The 15,898-nt window shown below is 60.4% G+C and carries 13 protein-coding genes; 2 read left to right on the top strand and 11 right to left on the bottom strand.

Annotated elements, in window-relative coordinates:
* Positions 1-20: 20 nt before the first annotated feature.
* From D3250_RS05500 to D3250_RS05485, 4 genes are read right to left on the bottom strand one after another with little or no spacing between them, the layout of a single operon-like run.
* Positions 21-599, bottom strand: coding sequence for an arsenate reductase/protein-tyrosine-phosphatase family protein (locus D3250_RS05500; protein ID WP_158583080.1), 579 nt, complete (start codon positions 597-599; stop codon positions 21-23).
* Positions 600-616: 17 nt separating this feature from the next.
* Complete coding sequence (locus D3250_RS05495; RefSeq protein WP_119902393.1) at positions 617-1,639, bottom strand: glycosyltransferase family 2 protein; 1,023 nt, start codon at positions 1,637-1,639, stop codon at positions 617-619.
* A complete protein-coding gene (locus D3250_RS05490; protein WP_119902392.1) occupies positions 1,636-2,766 on the bottom strand; it encodes a glycosyltransferase in 1,131 nt (376 codons plus the stop codon). The genes D3250_RS05495 and D3250_RS05490 overlap by 4 nt, the downstream gene beginning before the upstream one ends.
* The gene (locus tag D3250_RS05485) at positions 2,763-3,707 is read right to left on the bottom strand and encodes a CpsD/CapB family tyrosine-protein kinase (RefSeq protein WP_119902391.1); all 945 of its coding nucleotides are present in this window, start codon (positions 3,705-3,707) and stop codon (positions 2,763-2,765) included. Before D3250_RS05485 ends, D3250_RS05490 begins: the two co-directional genes overlap by 4 nt.
* 255 nt (positions 3,708-3,962) lie before the next feature.
* Between D3250_RS05485 and D3250_RS05480 the strand changes: the two genes are divergently transcribed.
* Positions 3,963-4,997 carry an ATP-grasp domain-containing protein gene (locus D3250_RS05480; RefSeq protein ID WP_119902390.1) on the top strand — a complete coding sequence of 345 codons (1,035 nt, stop codon included), beginning with the start codon at positions 3,963-3,965 and terminating at the stop codon, positions 4,995-4,997.
* A gap of 24 nt (positions 4,998-5,021) precedes the next feature.
* Here D3250_RS05480 and D3250_RS05475 read toward each other — a convergent pair whose 3' ends face one another.
* Together D3250_RS05475 and D3250_RS05470 are read right to left on the bottom strand one after the other, a co-directional pair.
* Entirely contained in the window at positions 5,022-6,320 is a 1,299-nt protein-coding gene (locus D3250_RS05475; protein ID WP_119902389.1) for a type III PLP-dependent enzyme domain-containing protein, read from the bottom strand.
* A gap of 31 nt (positions 6,321-6,351) precedes the next feature.
* Positions 6,352-7,734, bottom strand: coding sequence for a tyrosine-protein kinase domain-containing protein (locus D3250_RS05470; RefSeq protein WP_119902388.1), 1,383 nt, complete (start codon positions 7,732-7,734; stop codon positions 6,352-6,354).
* A 271-nt stretch (positions 7,735-8,005) separates the two neighbouring features.
* On the opposite strand from D3250_RS05470, the gene D3250_RS05465 reads away from it, so the two are divergent.
* The gene (locus D3250_RS05465; RefSeq protein ID WP_147383489.1) at positions 8,006-9,331 is read left to right on the top strand and encodes an O-antigen ligase family protein; all 1,326 of its coding nucleotides are present in this window, start codon (positions 8,006-8,008) and stop codon (positions 9,329-9,331) included.
* Here D3250_RS05465 and D3250_RS05460 read toward each other — a convergent pair.
* From D3250_RS05460 to D3250_RS05440, 5 genes are all read right to left on the bottom strand, one after another.
* Positions 9,324-10,550, bottom strand: coding sequence for a lipopolysaccharide biosynthesis protein (locus D3250_RS05460; RefSeq protein WP_119902386.1), 1,227 nt, complete (start codon positions 10,548-10,550; stop codon positions 9,324-9,326). The genes D3250_RS05465 and D3250_RS05460 overlap by 8 nt on opposite strands.
* Positions 10,551-10,581: 31 nt before the next feature.
* Entirely contained in the window at positions 10,582-11,670 is a 1,089-nt protein-coding gene (locus D3250_RS05455; protein WP_119902385.1) for an ATP-grasp domain-containing protein, read from the bottom strand.
* Position 11,671: 1 nt separating this feature from the next.
* Entirely contained in the window at positions 11,672-12,748 is a 1,077-nt protein-coding gene (locus tag D3250_RS12135; RefSeq protein WP_318778943.1) for a sugar transferase, read from the bottom strand.
* Positions 12,745-13,920 (bottom strand): DegT/DnrJ/EryC1/StrS family aminotransferase, encoded by a 1,176-nt coding sequence (locus tag D3250_RS05445; protein WP_119902383.1) that lies wholly within the window; start codon positions 13,918-13,920, stop codon positions 12,745-12,747. The genes D3250_RS12135 and D3250_RS05445 overlap by 4 nt, the downstream gene beginning before the upstream one ends.
* Positions 13,921-13,990: 70 nt before the next feature.
* The gene (locus D3250_RS05440) at positions 13,991-15,856 is read right to left on the bottom strand and encodes a nucleoside-diphosphate sugar epimerase/dehydratase (RefSeq protein WP_158583079.1); all 1,866 of its coding nucleotides are present in this window, start codon (positions 15,854-15,856) and stop codon (positions 13,991-13,993) included.
* Positions 15,857-15,898 lie beyond the last annotated feature (42 nt).

Below are 15,898 nucleotides of genomic sequence, written 5' to 3'. Positions count from 1 at the left end.
CTGCTCCCTCCATCATGGCGCTACGACGCATCCTCTGCGCGAGCGCGCTCCCACTCCACTAATGCCTTCACGGCGGGTACCAGTTCAGCTGCCATCTGCTCATATACCTTGTCCCTGCAGCCATAAGGGTCAACGATGTCGTCGAAGCTCGGGTTCTCTGGGCGGCGCCGGTGACGTTGAGCCAACGCGACTAATGAATGCCATCTTTGGGATGGTTCGGCGGCAGTCTCAGCTGGCACCTGCGGAAGAATCCGCTCGAACTCGCGGAGCGTGAAAGTCCGCCTTAGAGCCGCTGGAACCAATTGCACAATGCTGCTGCGATGGTCGCGGGTCATGGTGAGGATGAGATCTGCTTCACGGACGAGCTGGGCCGTCACCTCCCTGGCCTTAAAGCCGCTCATGGAGACTCCGTGGCGCGCTGCGATCTCAACGATCTTGGGTTCGACGTCCCAGCCGATCAATCCGGAGGTTCCCGCACTACTAACGACGAACTGCCCTGGAGCTGACTGGTCGAATCCGTCTTGGAGCAGCCTTTCCGCCAACGGCGAGCGGCAGACGTTGCCGGTGCAGATCACGAGGACTGTGAATCCCTGATCCATAAGACTCCATTCGGCGCTCATCGGTACTGTAAGAGCAGACGGGTCAGATGAAAGACCGTGCGGAATCCGAGGAAGTTATAGACCTCTCCCAGCAGCCGCCTTTTCGTGCCGATCCCATGAGCGCGCACGGTAGGAACTCGGGACTTGTAACACTGGGCGGTGGCAAGTCGCTCCTGGTAAGAAAGTTCACAGTCCTCGTGGTGGAGGTCCCTGATGCAGGAGATGACATTCTTGGCCCGGATGTACTCGGCAGCACCCCGAACTTCGTTGACACCGAGCCGGTGGGCCCATGCGCACACGTCGTCGGAGACCGCCATGAGATCGGTGTACTTCTGCGGCAAGTAGCGTCTGGTCGCGGACTCCGTATTGGTCCGTCTGTAGAAGTACCCGGTGATTGGGATCGACCGCACCCGGGCGTCAAGGCGCGCGTAAGCAAGATTGAACAACAGGTCCTCGCCCATTCTGATCCCTTCTCTGAATCGACAGTGCCGCCTGACAATGGCCTCGCGGCGGTATGCCTTGTCCCAGAGAGCGTTGAGGCTCTCGCTGGCGATCAGCTCGGCCAGGGAAGCGCCGTCGAGGGCGAAGTCTTGGGCCCGGGAGGCGAGGCTCTCCGGCCCCTCCGCCCTCCCTAGCGCCTGATTGCCGCCTGTGGACGGGAGCTTATCGCTGGTGGCTTCAAACCAGATCAGGTCCACGTTGGGCTCACCCGCACGCACGATCGTCTCCACCAGCAACCGATCATGCATTATGTCATCGGCATCGACGAACATGACCCACTGACCGGTCGCGGCATCGAGGCCAGCGTTCCTGGCGGTGGAGACCCCGCCGTTGAATCGATGGATCGCCACGATGCGGTCATCCTGCTGCTCGGCTTCACTTAATATCCGCTCCGTTCCGTCGGTGGATCCGTCATTGACGACGACGATCTCTAGTTTCCAATACGACTGGTGGCGGACTGAGTCTAAGCACTCTGCCAGATGCTGCTTGCCGTCAAAGACGGGGATAACGATGGAGACCAGAGGTTCTGAGGCGCTCATGACGCCCTAAAGGGGACCGTCGCCCCTCGTGATCGGGCCCCTGCAGGTGAGCGCGTCCCAATCGCATCTCCCCGCCGCCTCCGGCTTATAGTCTCTTCAAGAAACGTCAGGACGGCCTCCGCGGAGTGGGAGAAGTCCAACGTGTGTGGATCGAATTTGAGCGGCTCCAGCAGACTTCCCGACTTCCAGTCCTTAGCTAGGCGGCGGGCCAAGAGTCCCGCCTCACCCTCGGGAAAGAGGGCCGCCTGAGGAATGTCGCGCACCCCTTTTACATCGAAGGCGTAGGTCGGCCGACCTACGGCCAACGCCTCCAGCATCACACGTGGTAGCCCCTCCCACGCTGAGGTGTGGATGAGTGCATGGCTTTCGGCGAGTATTTCTGCGGAGTCGCCGGGCCCTGTGGCGTCAACATGGTCTTCGAGTCCGCGACGGCGAATCAGTTCGCGGGTCGATAGCAACACCGATCCTTGACCAGTCATGGTCAGCGTGGCATCTACTCCGTCCCGCCGCAGTGCTTCGACGATGTCGATGGCTAGGTGGGGACGCTTGCGGTGGCTGAACTCCCCGATCCATGCCAATCGGAGCACGTTCCCTTCGATAGCTTCGTCCACATCAGGGGGCGGCACACGTGGGTAGGCAGCCGGTCGCAGTCCGACGCCGGTGGGGAGTCTCAGTATTCGGTCTGCGCAGAAGCGTTGGCCGAACCAGGAGTAATCGTCGGAGTTCATAGTGATCACTCCAGCGGTGTTCCACAGAAGCACCCGCTCCACCAACTGCCATAAGCGGTCAGAAGCACTTCTTCCCTCATTCCAGTGCAGCCCATGGCAGAAGTAGACCACCGGTACCGGAAGCCGCGCGGTCCGGGCCAGGGCCGAAGCGGTAGCCGTGTTGGTCAGCACAACGTCGAGCTGCTCCTCTTGCGTCCATGACTGGAGTCCGGACCACACACGCATAGAGCCAGGGCCGGGGCGCCGGGTCAGTCCCTCTATGACCCAACCAGTCCCGTCATCTGTGCCGGTACCCGCTGCGACGGAAACCTCATGTCCGGCCCCCGCCCATGAGGCGATCATGTCGGAGAAGAACCAATCCACCATCTCCCCCACGCTGGCTAGCACACCGATCTTCATGGCTGACTCCTAACATGGCTGGTTGCTGTGTGGAGACCCTCCGGGGGGGCCAGATGTTCGTATTCGGTAGCCCAGGCATGAGCCCTCGGCGTCGAGGCGAGGTCCCAGAGCTGAAGGTCGGTAGGCTGCACATCTCGTAGCGTGGCTGACCAACTGGAGTGCCGTACTTGGTGGGCACTCTCGGCGGCTGAGCCTGGCACTTTGTTCAGGACGATTCCGGTCGGGACCTCAGCGGCGCTGAGGGCCCTCAAAGCTTCTTCCACGTGATTGACCCGCACCTCGCCCACGGCGGTCACCAGCAGTAACTGCCCGACGTGCTTCGCCAACACCAGGGAATCGGCCGCAGTGAGCACCGGTGGGCCGTCGAGGATCACCATATCGAATTCGGCATTGAGCCGGTTCATCAGCGTGCTCATGGCCCGGGAATCCAGCAACCCGAGCGGGTTGGTGACCATTTTGCCTGCGGTGAGCACGTAGAGCTCATCGGTTCCCCAGGGTTGGAACAGTTCGGTGAGGTCCGCGGCCCCGAGAAGCACTGTGGTCAGTCCCACCGAGTTTTCGAGACCAAGCTTAGAGGCGACCGTTGGCTGCCTCAGATCGACGTCCACCAGTGCTACTCGGTTGCCAGAACGTGCCGCCGTGATCGCCAGGTTGATGCCTGTGGAGGTCTTTCCTTCTTTGGGCTGTGCGGAGGTCACCAAGATGGCCGGGTTGGGGTCGTCCACCTGCGCGAAGCGAAGTTCAGTCCACAACCGACGGAAGGCCTCCCCGCGAGGGTCGTCCAGGCGCAGTTCTGACACCAGCGAAGAGCCCTGCCCCGATGACTTCTTGGGGATCGAGCCAAGCAGAGTTCCTCCATTGAGCCGGGCCAGATCATCCCGGCTGCGCAGCTTATGGTCCAGAGTTGCCCGCATCAAGGTGACACACTTCTTGAGTTTCATGCCTAGCTCCACTTCGATACACCAGTATCAACCGATCAATGCTTCCTTGACGCTACGTCCGCTGCGATGCGGGGGCTATAGCCTTTAGTCGCAGGTACGGCCACCCGCACCAGCTCTGCGGTGATCCGCAGGGGAACTCATCCTCTGGGCAGCTGCAGTCCGGTGGCCACAACTCAACTGGGGCAGGTGCCGATAGAATGCCAACTAATCTGCAGCGCGAGGGTTGAGAGGCACACGAGTGGGAAAGATCAACGCATGAAGATCGTCATCGCGTCGGCCGGTCGCCGTGCTCACTATGTTGAGTGGTTCCAGGAAGGGTTGCGCGCCCAGGGCCTCGTCGGCGAGGTCGTCGCAATGGAGTACAGGACCGCCAGTCCGAGCTTGAGTCTCGCAGACCAGTCCGTCCCGATGCCCGCTTACAACAGTCAGGGTTACCGCGATGCGATGCGAACTTATTTCGATCGCGAGCGGCCGGAGCTCTTCCTGTCCCTCAATGACTATGAGCTGCAGATCCTCTCTCAAGGCTTAGCAGACGAACTCCGCGAATTCGACGGGGCTGTGCTTGTGCTCGAAAAGACCACCCAATCAATGGTGCTGGATAAGTACCGCATGGCGATCGCACTGGAAGAGTATGGAATACCCACTCCGGTCACGCGGTTGGGGAGTGAACTCGGACCACTTCTCGAGCTCGCGGCGCCAGGTGACCGGTTCGTGGTCAAGCACCGATTCGGAAGCGGTTCCACGGGCTTGCATTTCGCCACCGCAGCAGACCTCGGCCAAGCCGTCGCGGAGTCTGCAAGAACAGCCCTCGGCGACGACGGGCGCCCCGCTCAGAATGGCCCGAATTCGGTCGTGGTCCAGAAGTGGCTGCCCGGTATTGAGTACGGGGTGGACGGCGTGTTTGCTGTCGACAGAAGTTCTCGGATGCTGGGCGTGCTGGCACGACGCAAGGATCAGATGCGTGGTGGTGACACAGATGTCGCCACCACTGTATCCCCCAATCCGTTCCACAGCGCAATGCGCGGGATCGGAAACCTGCTCCGTCCCGCCGGAGCCATCGACGTCGATTTCCGGGAGACCGCCGAGGGAGAGCCCCTGGTGATTGACATCAACCCGCGTCTGGGTGGCGGGTACCCTTTCTGCCATCGTGCAGGAGCGGACTTGCCGGCCGCCCTCATCCGCTCCGCGGCGGGGCTGGATCACATCCCATCCCTCCTGGAATACGAACTCAACGTCACGACCGCCCGCCGGGAGGAATTCACCGTCCTCAGTGCCGCTGCAGAAAAGTAAGCCCACAAGTCCGCTCGCGCACGCTCAACCAGGTGAATTGGCGGTGCGGCCGGCCGGAGTCTTACGAGTGGTGGCCGGACTTCCGAGAGCAGCCGCGCCCATAAGTTCGCCGTTCTCATACCAGCGGCTGCCCTGCAGATATTCGTTGACGCCCCACTTGTGACGCACCTGAGTTAGTGTCTCCCCCTGTCGCACGTAGACAGCAGGTAAGTACTCAATGAACTGCGACTGGTAGCACATCGTGTACCCACCAACTTTGTAAAAGACGATCCGATCGCCGGGCTCCAGCGCGGGCGCATCGGTCAGCCGCGTGAGGCGATCATCTTCCATGCAGGTGAAGCCGCTGATGATCTGCTTTGGGCGAGATTCAGTCGCCTTAGTCTCAAGACGGGTCTCGAATCGGCGCTGGCGACGGAACAGCGGGTCGATGTTGGTCCGGCTCGCGTCCGTGACAACGAACGTATGGGGGCCGACATCTTTGACGTCGACCACGCTGGCATGAAATTCCACCGGGACGGCGATCAGAGAACCACCTGGCTCGACTATGAGACGGGTCCGCTGTGGGTCGACTGCGTGACCCAACGTCTCCCGGACCACTGCCACGTAGTCGTCAAATGTAGGGGAAGCCTCCTTACTGCCGAAGAAGCCTCCTCCAATATCGATCCATTCAAGGTCGAGCTCACGGGAAATCGTCAGATCGGCGGCGACTGATGCGGCTGCCCTGTATACGCCCAGGCTCTGCGAACGGGAGTTGCGGTGCATGTGAAGCCCGGCGACTCGCACACCAGCAGAGGTCAGTTCCGAAATCACCTGATCCAGCTCGCCATTGTCGGCATTGAACCCGAAGCGGCTGGCCTCATCTCCTGTGGTGCTTTCACCGGGGCAGAGAGATTCTAGGTCCCAGTTGACGCGCAGACCCACGGCCAGCTCCTTCTCTGGATGTTCGCGAGCGAACTCAGCGGTCCACGTGACTTCACGCTTCGCATCGAGATTGACAATCGAGTCTCCCTGAAGCGCGTAGCGCAGAAGGGCGCGGCTCTTGACTGGACCGTTGTAGACGATTCGATCTGGTGCATATCCTAAGGCGAGGGCCAACTCGTACTCGGTGTCTGACACGACCTCGGCCCACACCCCCCGGTCGCGCATGAATGACACGAGCCAGGGAAGCGAATTCGTCTTGAACGAGTACGAAAGTATTGAGTTCGGCCAATGCTTGTCCAGAGCTTGTTGGAAGCGACTGACGAAGTCATCAAGGATAGGTACATCGATCACGAAAGCAGGTGTCGGCGGTGCGAAGACCCCGGATCGGTCCGATTGTCTCATCTGGTCCCTCCTCTTTAATCCTTCATCCCGATCACCCTGAGCGGGATACGGGAGACTCTTTGTAGCCATAGGTACTGGTCTGGGCCAGATCGGAACTCTTGGTCGGCAGTCCGTTGAGAACGATGCCCAAGAGCCGACTGTCGATGCTGTCCAGATTGCTGATGGCTTGGGCGAGTTCCGGTCGTTTTGTCCGCTCAGCGGCGACAACGAGAATGGTGCCGGCCGCGGAGGCGGATACGACTGCCGCATCAGTGACAGGCAGCAGAGGAGGGGCATCGACTAGAACGTAGTCTGCGTCTTCGCTCAGATCTTTCAGCACGTGTCGCATCGTGGGAGAGCCGAGGAGTTCACTGGGATTTGGTGGGATTTGCCCAGAGGCTAGCACCGTCAGCCCCTCGACGCCCCAGGGTTGAACCACATCGCTCAGTTCGGCGCGATTGATGAGCACGTCGCTCAAACCCACCGCACCCTCTAAACCCATCACGTCAGCTACCTTTGGCTTGCGCAGGTCCCCATCAACCAGCGTCACCCGAGCTCCTGACTCGGCAAGGACGATGGCCAGGTTGGTAGCGACCTGAGTCTTACCTTCGCCAGGGACGGCACTGGAGATCACGAAGACCCGCTCTTCCGCGTCGGCGCCGAGGAACTGCAAGTTGGTCCTTAGTTTGCGGAAAGCTTCCGCAAGGACACTATGCGGTTCTTCGTGAACGATCAGTGGTCGCTGACTGATCTTTGCATCTTGCCCGAATCTCCCGAGCACCGGGGCCGTGGTCACCTGCTCCACGTCGCGTGCGGAATGAATGCGTGTGTCCAGCTGCTTGCGGCCTAGTACCACAGCCACAGCGATTGCCGCACCCACCAGCATTCCCAGGACTATATTGAGGTTGAGGTTCGGGCTGCTGGGACGCTCCGGTGGTGTCCCCGGATCGATCGTGTGGATCTGGACAAGGCTCTCATCGTCTGCATTCGAGACCTCAATCTGATCTTCCACCACCCGGGAAAAAACGTTCCCGGTGGTGGTGGCGATGGCGGCCGCTGTTTGTGGGTCGTCGCTGGTGGCCGTGATATTGATAAGCACAGATTCCGAGGGCGAGGAAACGTTCAATGCCTCTTCCAACTCTTCGGCTGTCAGCTCCGTATCCAACTCATCCACCACTTGCTCCAGCACGAGGGCGCTGGTAGTCACATCGATGTAGCTGGTCACCGCCAGTTGTGCGAAGCTGGCTCCTTGGACGAGGTCTCCCGTGGCCGCTGCGTCCCCACTCCGCACCGAAACGTATAGCTCTGTGGTGGACTGATACTTCGGCGGCGTCACAGAGGTCACTCCAAGACCGATGAGGCCTCCCACGAGTGTGCATGCGAGCAGCATCAGCCAGTTCTTCGCTAGAGTGCGCATGACGTCGTTCAATTCCATGCTCCGGCCCTCTTTCTGCTGCGCGATCACGCTACTGGGTGATTTAGGCAAATTTATCAGCTATTCTCGTTCGAGAGCCGGTTCGTCAACCTGGTTCTGAATGATGCAGTATGACGAGCCACGGTGCGTCTTCAGTGGGATTGGCGCTTGGTTCGGCTTCGGTCGCTGCTTCAGGCCGTCGTCCCCAGGACGCGCCCCGGACGTGATGGGAACAGATGTGACCTTGATACTGCGCCGCTCCAACGATCGCCCCCTGGCTTGGTGAGCTGACGTGGCTGCCTTCGCCGGGCCTCTTGAAGCGACGGGACGTCGCACCCCTCGAGCTGCGCTGGTGTTGCTGGTGCTGTTCGGCGTCGCTTTGAATCACACAAGCCTCCTATACGGCTTCAACCTGTCGGTCGCCGACGCCGTGGCCGCGATTATTCTGGCGATCGCACTCATGACCGGCAGGTTCTTTTTTCCACTTTCTGCCACCTACGTCTTTCTGATGTTATCGGTGCTTGTACTCATAGTGGGCGGGTTCATCACTCCGGTATTGTTTCCGATCGATTTGTCGGCGAGCCAGATGCTGTCGGACTACCTAAAGCTCGCCACGTCGTTCTGTTACTTTCTGCTAGGAATCAACATCGCCCGGACTGGGTATGCGCCTATTCTGCTGCGCGTCTTTGCGCTGACGGCTGCGGGCATCGGAGCCGCAGGCATCGTCTTGTCGAGCCTGCCTCAGGCCTTTCAGCCGGAGCTTCTCTTCTACGGCGAATTCAGGTTCCGCGGGTTCATCAATGATCCGAATTATTTTGCAGTTCTACAGATCGCTGCGATGGCGCTCCTCTGGGACGACGAGAAAGTCCGGGCGAGCGTGCGTGTTCCTGCACTCGTGATACTCAGTATCTCTGTGCTGTTATCAGCGTCCAAGACGGGCGCCATCGTCCTCATGATCTATTTGATCTGGCGCCTAGTGCGGACAATGGTCAGCGGAGCCACCGCACCCTCCTCTTACGTTCGTTTCCTCTGGATATTGCTGATGCTGATGGCTGCCGGTGTCCTCGCAGTGATGGCCTCCGATCCGGAACGCCGGCTCGAGTTGGCAACAACCTTTGAAGCCACCCCCGCCCTTAACCGTCTCGCGCCGTTGTTGATCGATTTCGAGTCCGGGATCGAAGGTGGTGGGTCAACCCGCGATGTGGCATGGGGTTCAGCGGTGACGATCATAGAGGCCGCACCGTTAATAGGGGTGGGAGTCGGAACGTACCTGGACGTCAGCCAAGCTTTGACCGGCCACGAGGAACTTGCTCACAATACGTTCCTGCAGATCGCCGCAGAGTGGGGCCTCCTTGTCGCCGGAGTCTTTGTTGCGACTGTGATCCTCTTGATGGTTAGACGCCCTTCGGGTGTCGACACCATGCACTTGTGGTTGAAGAACCGCGACGCTGTTTTGGTGATGCTCATGGGATCGATGGGAGTTTCGCTGAACAACGCACGCCAGTTCTGGTTGATTCTGGGCATATTGGTCGCCACTCACCTCTTTGCCTCCCTCAACTATGGCGCTAAACCAAAGACTAGGTCGTTGCAGGACGAACCTACGCACAATGTCACCTGAGGCTGCGGACTTCTGGTAAGTTGCCCTTCTCCTGACTCTGGCGACGAGGCACCGTAACGACTAATAGAAGAACGCATATGGAACGTCCCCAGGAGATTCCGAGAGCCAAGGAAAGTGCCACCGTCATTGGGGTCGCACCCAACTGCATTACCAACACGCTCACGCCGCTCCCGAAGCCACACGCAAGTGCCCAAACCCATGCCTGTACCGCGAATCGGTTAAGTACGTTAAGGCTGACGGTGTAGACGTACGTCGGCATGATGGGCAGCGCAGCAACCGCCAGCAGCGTGAGCTCGGCGTAGGTCATGCCGAATTCAGGCCCGAAGACCCATTGCAGAGCGGGCGAGCCCGCTGCAATTACGACTGGCACCGCTAGTAGTCCGATAACGATCAGAGCAGTGGCCATTCGGTGTGATTGCCGCAGCATGACATGCGAACCTTCGATTTCAAAGGTGAGTCGGAAGGAGGTGATCCAAATGCCGCTCAGGATCGAGCCGGAAAGGTGTGTGAATATGAGCAGAAAGGCAGCCGTGGTATACACCCCGACTTCGGCCTCATCGGCGATCCTGGCCAACAGGAGGATGGGGAGGTAATTGGCCACAACTGCCAAAGAATCAGAGATCATGGTTGGCACTCCGGCGGCGAGGACTCGTCGGTATCCTGTGCGGGCAGATCTGTCTCCCGCCGGCCGCAACACCATAGCGCGTTGGACTACGACCACGAGAGCCCAGGAGACCAAAGCTGATCCTAGTATCGCCGCGGCCACCGACTCGACGAGCCACAGAGCCAAAATGGCCAAAGCAATCGTGCCGGAACTGTTAACGAGATTCAGTGTTCCAATCTGTCGGAGCATGCCTCTGCGCTGCATCTGCGCGTAGCCGAGGTCCAGGTACGTGTCCGCGCATTTCATCAGCAGGACGGCTCCCCAGAGCCAGACACTGACGTCGACAAAGAACGAGAAGTAAAGGGTCACAAGCAACGATCCCAGCAGGATGCCACCCAGCCGCAGGGTTAGGTAGGTGCTCCACCGATAGGTCTCGCTCAGGCTGAGATACACCGTTCGCAGCCCGAGATGGCACGCCACAAAGATGGGCGTGGCAATGGCCAAGACCAGTGAATACTGACCGACAGCTTCGGCTCCTCCGGCAAACCGGGCGAAGAGCCACACGAGAACCCATTGCGTTCCGGCCCAGCTCAACGAGCCGGCGGCAAAGGTCATACCACCTTGCGGTTTCATGTAAACCGCCACATCATCGCAGCCCAGCAGCTTTCTGCGTGCCAGTGACCACGACATCCGGTGTCAGCCGTCCGCGGTGAGCGTCCAGCCCGGGGGTGTCGAAGCCGATGATGCCTTCGTGCTTGGCGCCCAGGTGGCCGTGTCGGTAGGTGTTCCATCCTTGCTGGGGGGCTAGCCCCAGCGTCGAGGTGACCAGGAAGTGCGGGACGTCGGCACCGGCGATGTGATTGAAAGGATAGCCCCCGCCGAACCGGGGATTAATGTCAATCACCTGCGGTTCGCCGCCATCGGGCACCATCACATCGATGTCGACGGTGCCTCGGATGTTCAGGGTCTCCGCGAGTGATGCTGCGAGGTCTTCAAACTGCCCGGACTCAACCGTGATCGCGGCGGACGTTTCTCCGTGACGCATGCTCAGTTTCCGTCGCGCCAAAACACCAGCGACTGCTCCTCCCTGAACTGGCGCAACGATGTCTATGCCGTACTCGGAGCCGCCCAGATCCGGTTGCATAATGAGCTCATGTTGGCGCTGCTGCCCAGAGCGGTCCGAACCGACACCGCCTTCCAGTCCCAGCCATCGTCGGGCTTCCTGGGAAGAGAGCCGACGCAACCCGGAAGAACCGCTTCCCCATCGATCCTTCAAAACGACACTAGGAAAGGTTTCGAGCAGCTCTGTCACGGCCGACACGTCCGAGAGCTGTACCGTAGTCGGAGTCGCAATTCCTGCGTCACGCAACACACGGAACATGTGGAATTTGTCGGCCACAGCGCGATGGGCAGCTGTGTTCAAGACCGGGACCATGACCCCGCGTGCTTCAAGGTCTGCGCTCAGCCCGCGGGACAGTGCTGTCAGTTCGTGGTCGTTCAGGGAGATGAACAAATCAGGTTTCAGCTGCTCCACGGTGGTCAGCAGCTGTGCCACATACTCCTCGCTGGTGAAGCCCGGCATATGTCGGAACCCGTCAGCGGCTGCAGCGGCTGCTGCACGATGATCATGGTCCAAGACCCAGACGTCGCCTGAGATCTCCGCGTCCATTAGTGCCTGTTGGAACCAATGGACCAGATACACGCGGCGGCCTGCCGAACTGATCACCACACGCATGTCAGTTCTCCGTCCCCTCAATGAAGGCGTAGGAATACACACCCGGTGACACCTGCGTGCCCGCCCTCGGGCTGCTCTGGTCCGCTGTATAGACGAAACCCAAATTCCGGGCCAGGTCACAATGCGCCCGGTTGTCACCCGGCATACGCAGCGCGATGCGGCGGGCTTCCAACGCACGTCCCCTGTTCATCAACCGGTTGAGCACCGCCTGAAACACCTCATCGTCCTGGTGGTCCGGATTCATCACGACGCTGGCGTCCAGATGAAGATTTCCGAGGCCGGCGAGCCCCCCGATGCCGACCGGCAAGTGTTCTTCGTTGAGATACACCCAGTAGCGAGTGCCGTCCGTGAAGCCACTTCCGGCCCCGTGGATATCCGCAGCCAATGCTTCCTGTTGCCATCGGTCTCGCAGATCGCGCCAATGCTCTGACCAGACTTGCTCGGTCAGACCGTCATCAGGTGTTGAACCCAGGAACTCCGCCATCGCGACGGTTGCTTCACCTTCGACTCCGGTTCGCGAGAGCACCCGGAGGACTGTGCGGGCCATAAGCGCTACATCTAAGAAGAGGTTGTGCCGGTCCACGTACTCGACGTCGAGGTCGAAACGTTCCTCCCAACCAAGTTGGTTTCGTCCGTTCACCTGCGCCAACCCCGTGATGCCGGGACGGACCTCGTGGCGTCTGGCCTGATGTGCGGTGTAGCGAGGCAGATACTCGGGGAGGAGTGGTCGAGGCCCGACCAAGCTCATGTCACCTTTGAGGACGTTGAGCAGTGTGGGCAGCTCGTCCAAACTGGCGGCCCGCAGCCGACGCCCGAAAGGCGTCATGCGCTGGTGGTCAGTGATAACTCCGTGGTCCGGGTCGGGTTCGAGCATGGTGCGGAACTTGTAGAGAGTGAACACCCGCCCGTCTCGCCCGAGCCGTGGCTGGTTAAAGAACACCGGGGAGCCCAACTTGATGCGCACGCTCAGCCAGACAGCACCGATGACCGGGGACAGCACGATCAACCCGACTCCAGCGCCGACCGCATCGACGGTCCGCTTAAGCGCATCGTTCAGTCGCTGGCGCAGTCTCATCATTGCCCTCCCACGAACTCGGTCAGAACTTGCAGCACACGCTGAATCTGATATTCACCGAGCGCAGAACCGCTGGGCAGCGCCAACCCGGTCTCGAACAACTGGGCAGCCGCACCCGTGAGCAGGCTGGGCGAGTCGACGAACACCGGCTGCAGGTGCATTGGCTTCCAGATGCGACGGGTCTCAATTCCGTGGTGGGCCATCTGCCGGCTCAGTTCGTCGATCGGGAAGGAGTGCACATCGGGGTCAATCAGAATTGCGGTGAGCCAGCAGTTGTCTTGGTCGTCCCCAGCTGCGCCGAAGATCTGCGTTCCTGGTGTCGCAGCGCACCACGCCCGGTATTGCTGACGGATCTCGCGCCGTCGGGCGATCATCGTCTCCAGCCGTGTCAGCTGTGCTCGTCCCAGAGCGGCAAGCAGATTGCTCAGCCGATAGTTGAAGCCGATCTCGGTGTGCTCGTAATGTGCCACCGGCTGGCGGGCCTGGGTGGAGAGGTACCGCACCCGTGCCGCCAGTTCACCGTCGTCGGTGAGCAACATCCCCCCGCCGGAGGTGGTCATGATCTTATTGCCATTGAAGGAGAGGACAGCAGCCTGTCCGAAGCTTGCCGCCGGCCGGTCCCGATGGGTGGCGCCCAATGATTCGGCGGCATCAGCCAGCACCGGGACCCCGTGGTGACCAGCGATGGTCTCGATTGCGGTGTAGTTGGCCGCCTTCCCAAGGAGATCTACTGGGATGATCGCGCCGACGACTTCGCCAGCATCATGCAGAGAGACTAGGGCTTGCTCAAGCAGGCTTGGCTCCATATTCCCAGTCGACGGATCGACATCCACAAAATAGGGCGTCGCTCCGGTATAGACGATGGCGTTGGCTGTGGCGGCGAATGTCAGCGTTGACGTGATCACCACGTGGCCGGGTTGGACTCCCAACGCCAACAGCCCCAGGTGCAGGGCCGCGGTCCCCGAGGCCAGGCCTACGGCGTGGCGGACACCCACGCGCTGGGCCATCGAGGCCTCGAATGCGTCGAGGTCTGGTCCGGCCGGGGCCACCCATCCGGACCGCAGCGCGGAGAGCACGGCGCACTCTTCGACGGGCCCAACATCTGGGGCGGAGAGGTGAATGGGCGCCGAAGCACTGGTTTGTGGCGGCTGCACAGTGAGCAGGTTCTTGGTCATGGCTGACTCCTAGAGCACCGGCGTGACGCTGGGGCCGAGGCTCAATGTCGTCGCTCCGGAAGTAAAGCGCCTAGGCAGCACGAGCTTCTCCAATCGCTTTGACTTCCGGAAAGCTAGCGAGCTTCAACCTAGAGTCGGTGCAGACATCTGCATAGAACCGCTCGATTGTGTGCCGCGAAGCGGTAGTGGGCGGGAGTATGGTGGCGTCTAGTTCCGGAGCCTCCACTCGGCTGATCTTCTCGTGGATCTTGACTACCGAGCCCTCATAGTCTCCGAACAGCTCCTCATCGAGCTTCTCGCCTGCACGCAGTCCGGTGAAGACGATCTCGGTAGGTGTGTTGGACATCGCCACTAGGTTGCGTGCGATGTCGACGATCTTCACCGGTTCACCCATGTCCAGGACCATGACATAGCCGTCCTGGCCTATGGTCGCAGCGTGCAGCACCAACTGGCAGGCTTCAGGGATGGTCATGAAGTACCGCGTCACGTCCGGGTCGGTGACTGTGACCGGGCCGCCCTGGCGGATCTGTTCTTGGAAAGACAGCAGCACCGACCCTCGAGAACCGAGCACGTTGCCGAATCGTACGGACAGGTAGGTGCCGGTGGAATCGTTGGTGATTCCGCTGACAAGCCGTTCGGCAACTCTCTTACTCCGCCCAAGTTCACTGGTCGGAGAGGCGGCTTTGTCCGTGGAAATGTTGACGAAAGTCTCCACCCCTACCGCTTCTGCGGCACGCAGAACGTTGAGGGTACCGTGCACATTGGTTTTCCAGGCTTCCTGGGGGAATCGTTCCAGCACCGGAAGGTGCTTCAACGCCGCGGCGTGAAACACGATCTGTGGTCTGGCTTCGTCAAAGACTCGCTCCAGTGCGTGCTGGTCGCGAATATCTGCCAGAACTGTGTTCGGGGATGTCAGCAGGGCCGAACCGTAGAGAGCCAACTCCACCCCGTGCAGTGCCGTCTCGTCACGATCGAGCAGGACCAGGCTCTCCGGATTGAGCGACCATAGCTGTCGGCACAGCTCGCTGCCGATCGACCCGCCAGCACCGGTGACCAGAACCCGTTTGCCGGCGATCTGGGCCCGGATCTCGGTCATATCAGTGTGGATTGGGCTGCGACCGATGAGGTCTTCAACCTTGATGTCGCGAATATCACTAACGTCCACCCGGCGGTTGACGAGCTCGGCCAGTGGAGGGATTGTCCGGAGCCAGCACCCCGACGACCGCAAGCGTTCACGGCAAACGGTGAGAAATTCGGGTTCTGAATCCGCGATAGCGATCACCACACCGGCGACATTCAGGCAATCAACTAGCTCGGCGACGTTCTCGCTGGTCCCCCTGACGCGGACTCCCTGAATGCTCAGGTGTCGTTTGCGAGGATCGTCGTCGATCAATCCCACCGGGAGATAGGGCCCAGTGGAATCCGAGAGCATCTGGCGCACCAGCGACTCCGCAGCATCGCCGGCCCCAACAATCAGTACCCTCTCAGCAGAGGTTGGACGCGTAGTCCTCTGGTGGAGGTAGCGGACAAGGTAGCGAGGCCCGGACATGAGCACCAACGCCGCTGTGACCATCAATACCGCGAGGGCGGCGTCAGCAGGACGCATGACTACGACCACACATCCGATAACAAGGGTGAGCGCGACCAACTCGCCGTACTCGGAGAAGCTGCCGTAATTGAAGCGATTTCCGTATAACCGAAGGATCCCGCCGAGCCCGACGTGAAGCGTCACCGCGACGAGTACCGCGAGGCTCAGGCCCGCATTCCATGAACTTCCGGAGGCCAGCCACACCAATGCGGCAGCCATAGCCCAGGCCATCACATCCAGGGGGATCTGAAACCAGGCTCTGTGTTCCCAGACGACCCTTAGGAATTTGGAGAACAGCCGCTCTTCTGGCACTACCAAGAGCGATTCCTGGTGATGTGTCGCTGCCATGTCCGTCTCCTCCTTGGGTCTCATTCCGCTTCTCTGTGGCGT

It is taken from the genome of Nesterenkonia natronophila, from assembly GCF_003595215.1.
Taxonomy (GTDB): domain Bacteria; phylum Actinomycetota; class Actinomycetes; order Actinomycetales; family Micrococcaceae; genus Nesterenkonia; species Nesterenkonia natronophila.
This window is presented reverse-complemented; position numbering and strand designations above follow the sequence as displayed.

Bases quoted from the DNA above. Each gene is read 5' to 3' on its own strand.
- D3250_RS05500 (WP_158583080.1), bottom strand. From the start codon at position 599: ATGGATCAGGGATTCACAGTCCTCGTGATCTGCACCGGCAACGTCTGC.
- D3250_RS05445 (WP_119902383.1), bottom strand. From the start codon at position 13,920: ATGACCAAGAACCTGCTCACTGTGCAGCCGCCACAAACCAGTGCTTCG.
- D3250_RS05475 (WP_119902389.1), bottom strand. From the start codon at position 6,320: ATGAGACAATCGGACCGATCCGGGGTCTTCGCACCGCCGACACCTGCT.
- D3250_RS05495 (WP_119902393.1), bottom strand. From the start codon at position 1,639: ATGAGCGCCTCAGAACCTCTGGTCTCCATCGTTATCCCCGTCTTTGAC.
- D3250_RS05490 (WP_119902392.1), bottom strand. From the start codon at position 2,766: ATGAAGATCGGTGTGCTAGCCAGCGTGGGGGAGATGGTGGATTGGTTC.
- D3250_RS12135 (WP_318778943.1), bottom strand. From the start codon at position 12,748: ATGATGAGACTGCGCCAGCGACTGAACGATGCGCTTAAGCGGACCGTC.
- D3250_RS05480 (WP_119902390.1), top strand. From the start codon at position 3,963: ATGAAGATCGTCATCGCGTCGGCCGGTCGCCGTGCTCACTATGTTGAG.
- D3250_RS05460 (WP_119902386.1), bottom strand. From the start codon at position 10,550: ATGACCTTTGCCGCCGGCTCGTTGAGCTGGGCCGGAACGCAATGGGTT.
- D3250_RS05485 (WP_119902391.1), bottom strand. From the start codon at position 3,707: ATGAAACTCAAGAAGTGTGTCACCTTGATGCGGGCAACTCTGGACCAT.
- D3250_RS05440 (WP_158583079.1), bottom strand. From the start codon at position 15,856: ATGGCAGCGACACATCACCAGGAATCGCTCTTGGTAGTGCCAGAAGAG.
- D3250_RS05470 (WP_119902388.1), bottom strand. From the start codon at position 7,734: ATGGAATTGAACGACGTCATGCGCACTCTAGCGAAGAACTGGCTGATG.
- D3250_RS05455 (WP_119902385.1), bottom strand. From the start codon at position 11,670: ATGCGTGTGGTGATCAGTTCGGCAGGCCGCCGCGTGTATCTGGTCCAT.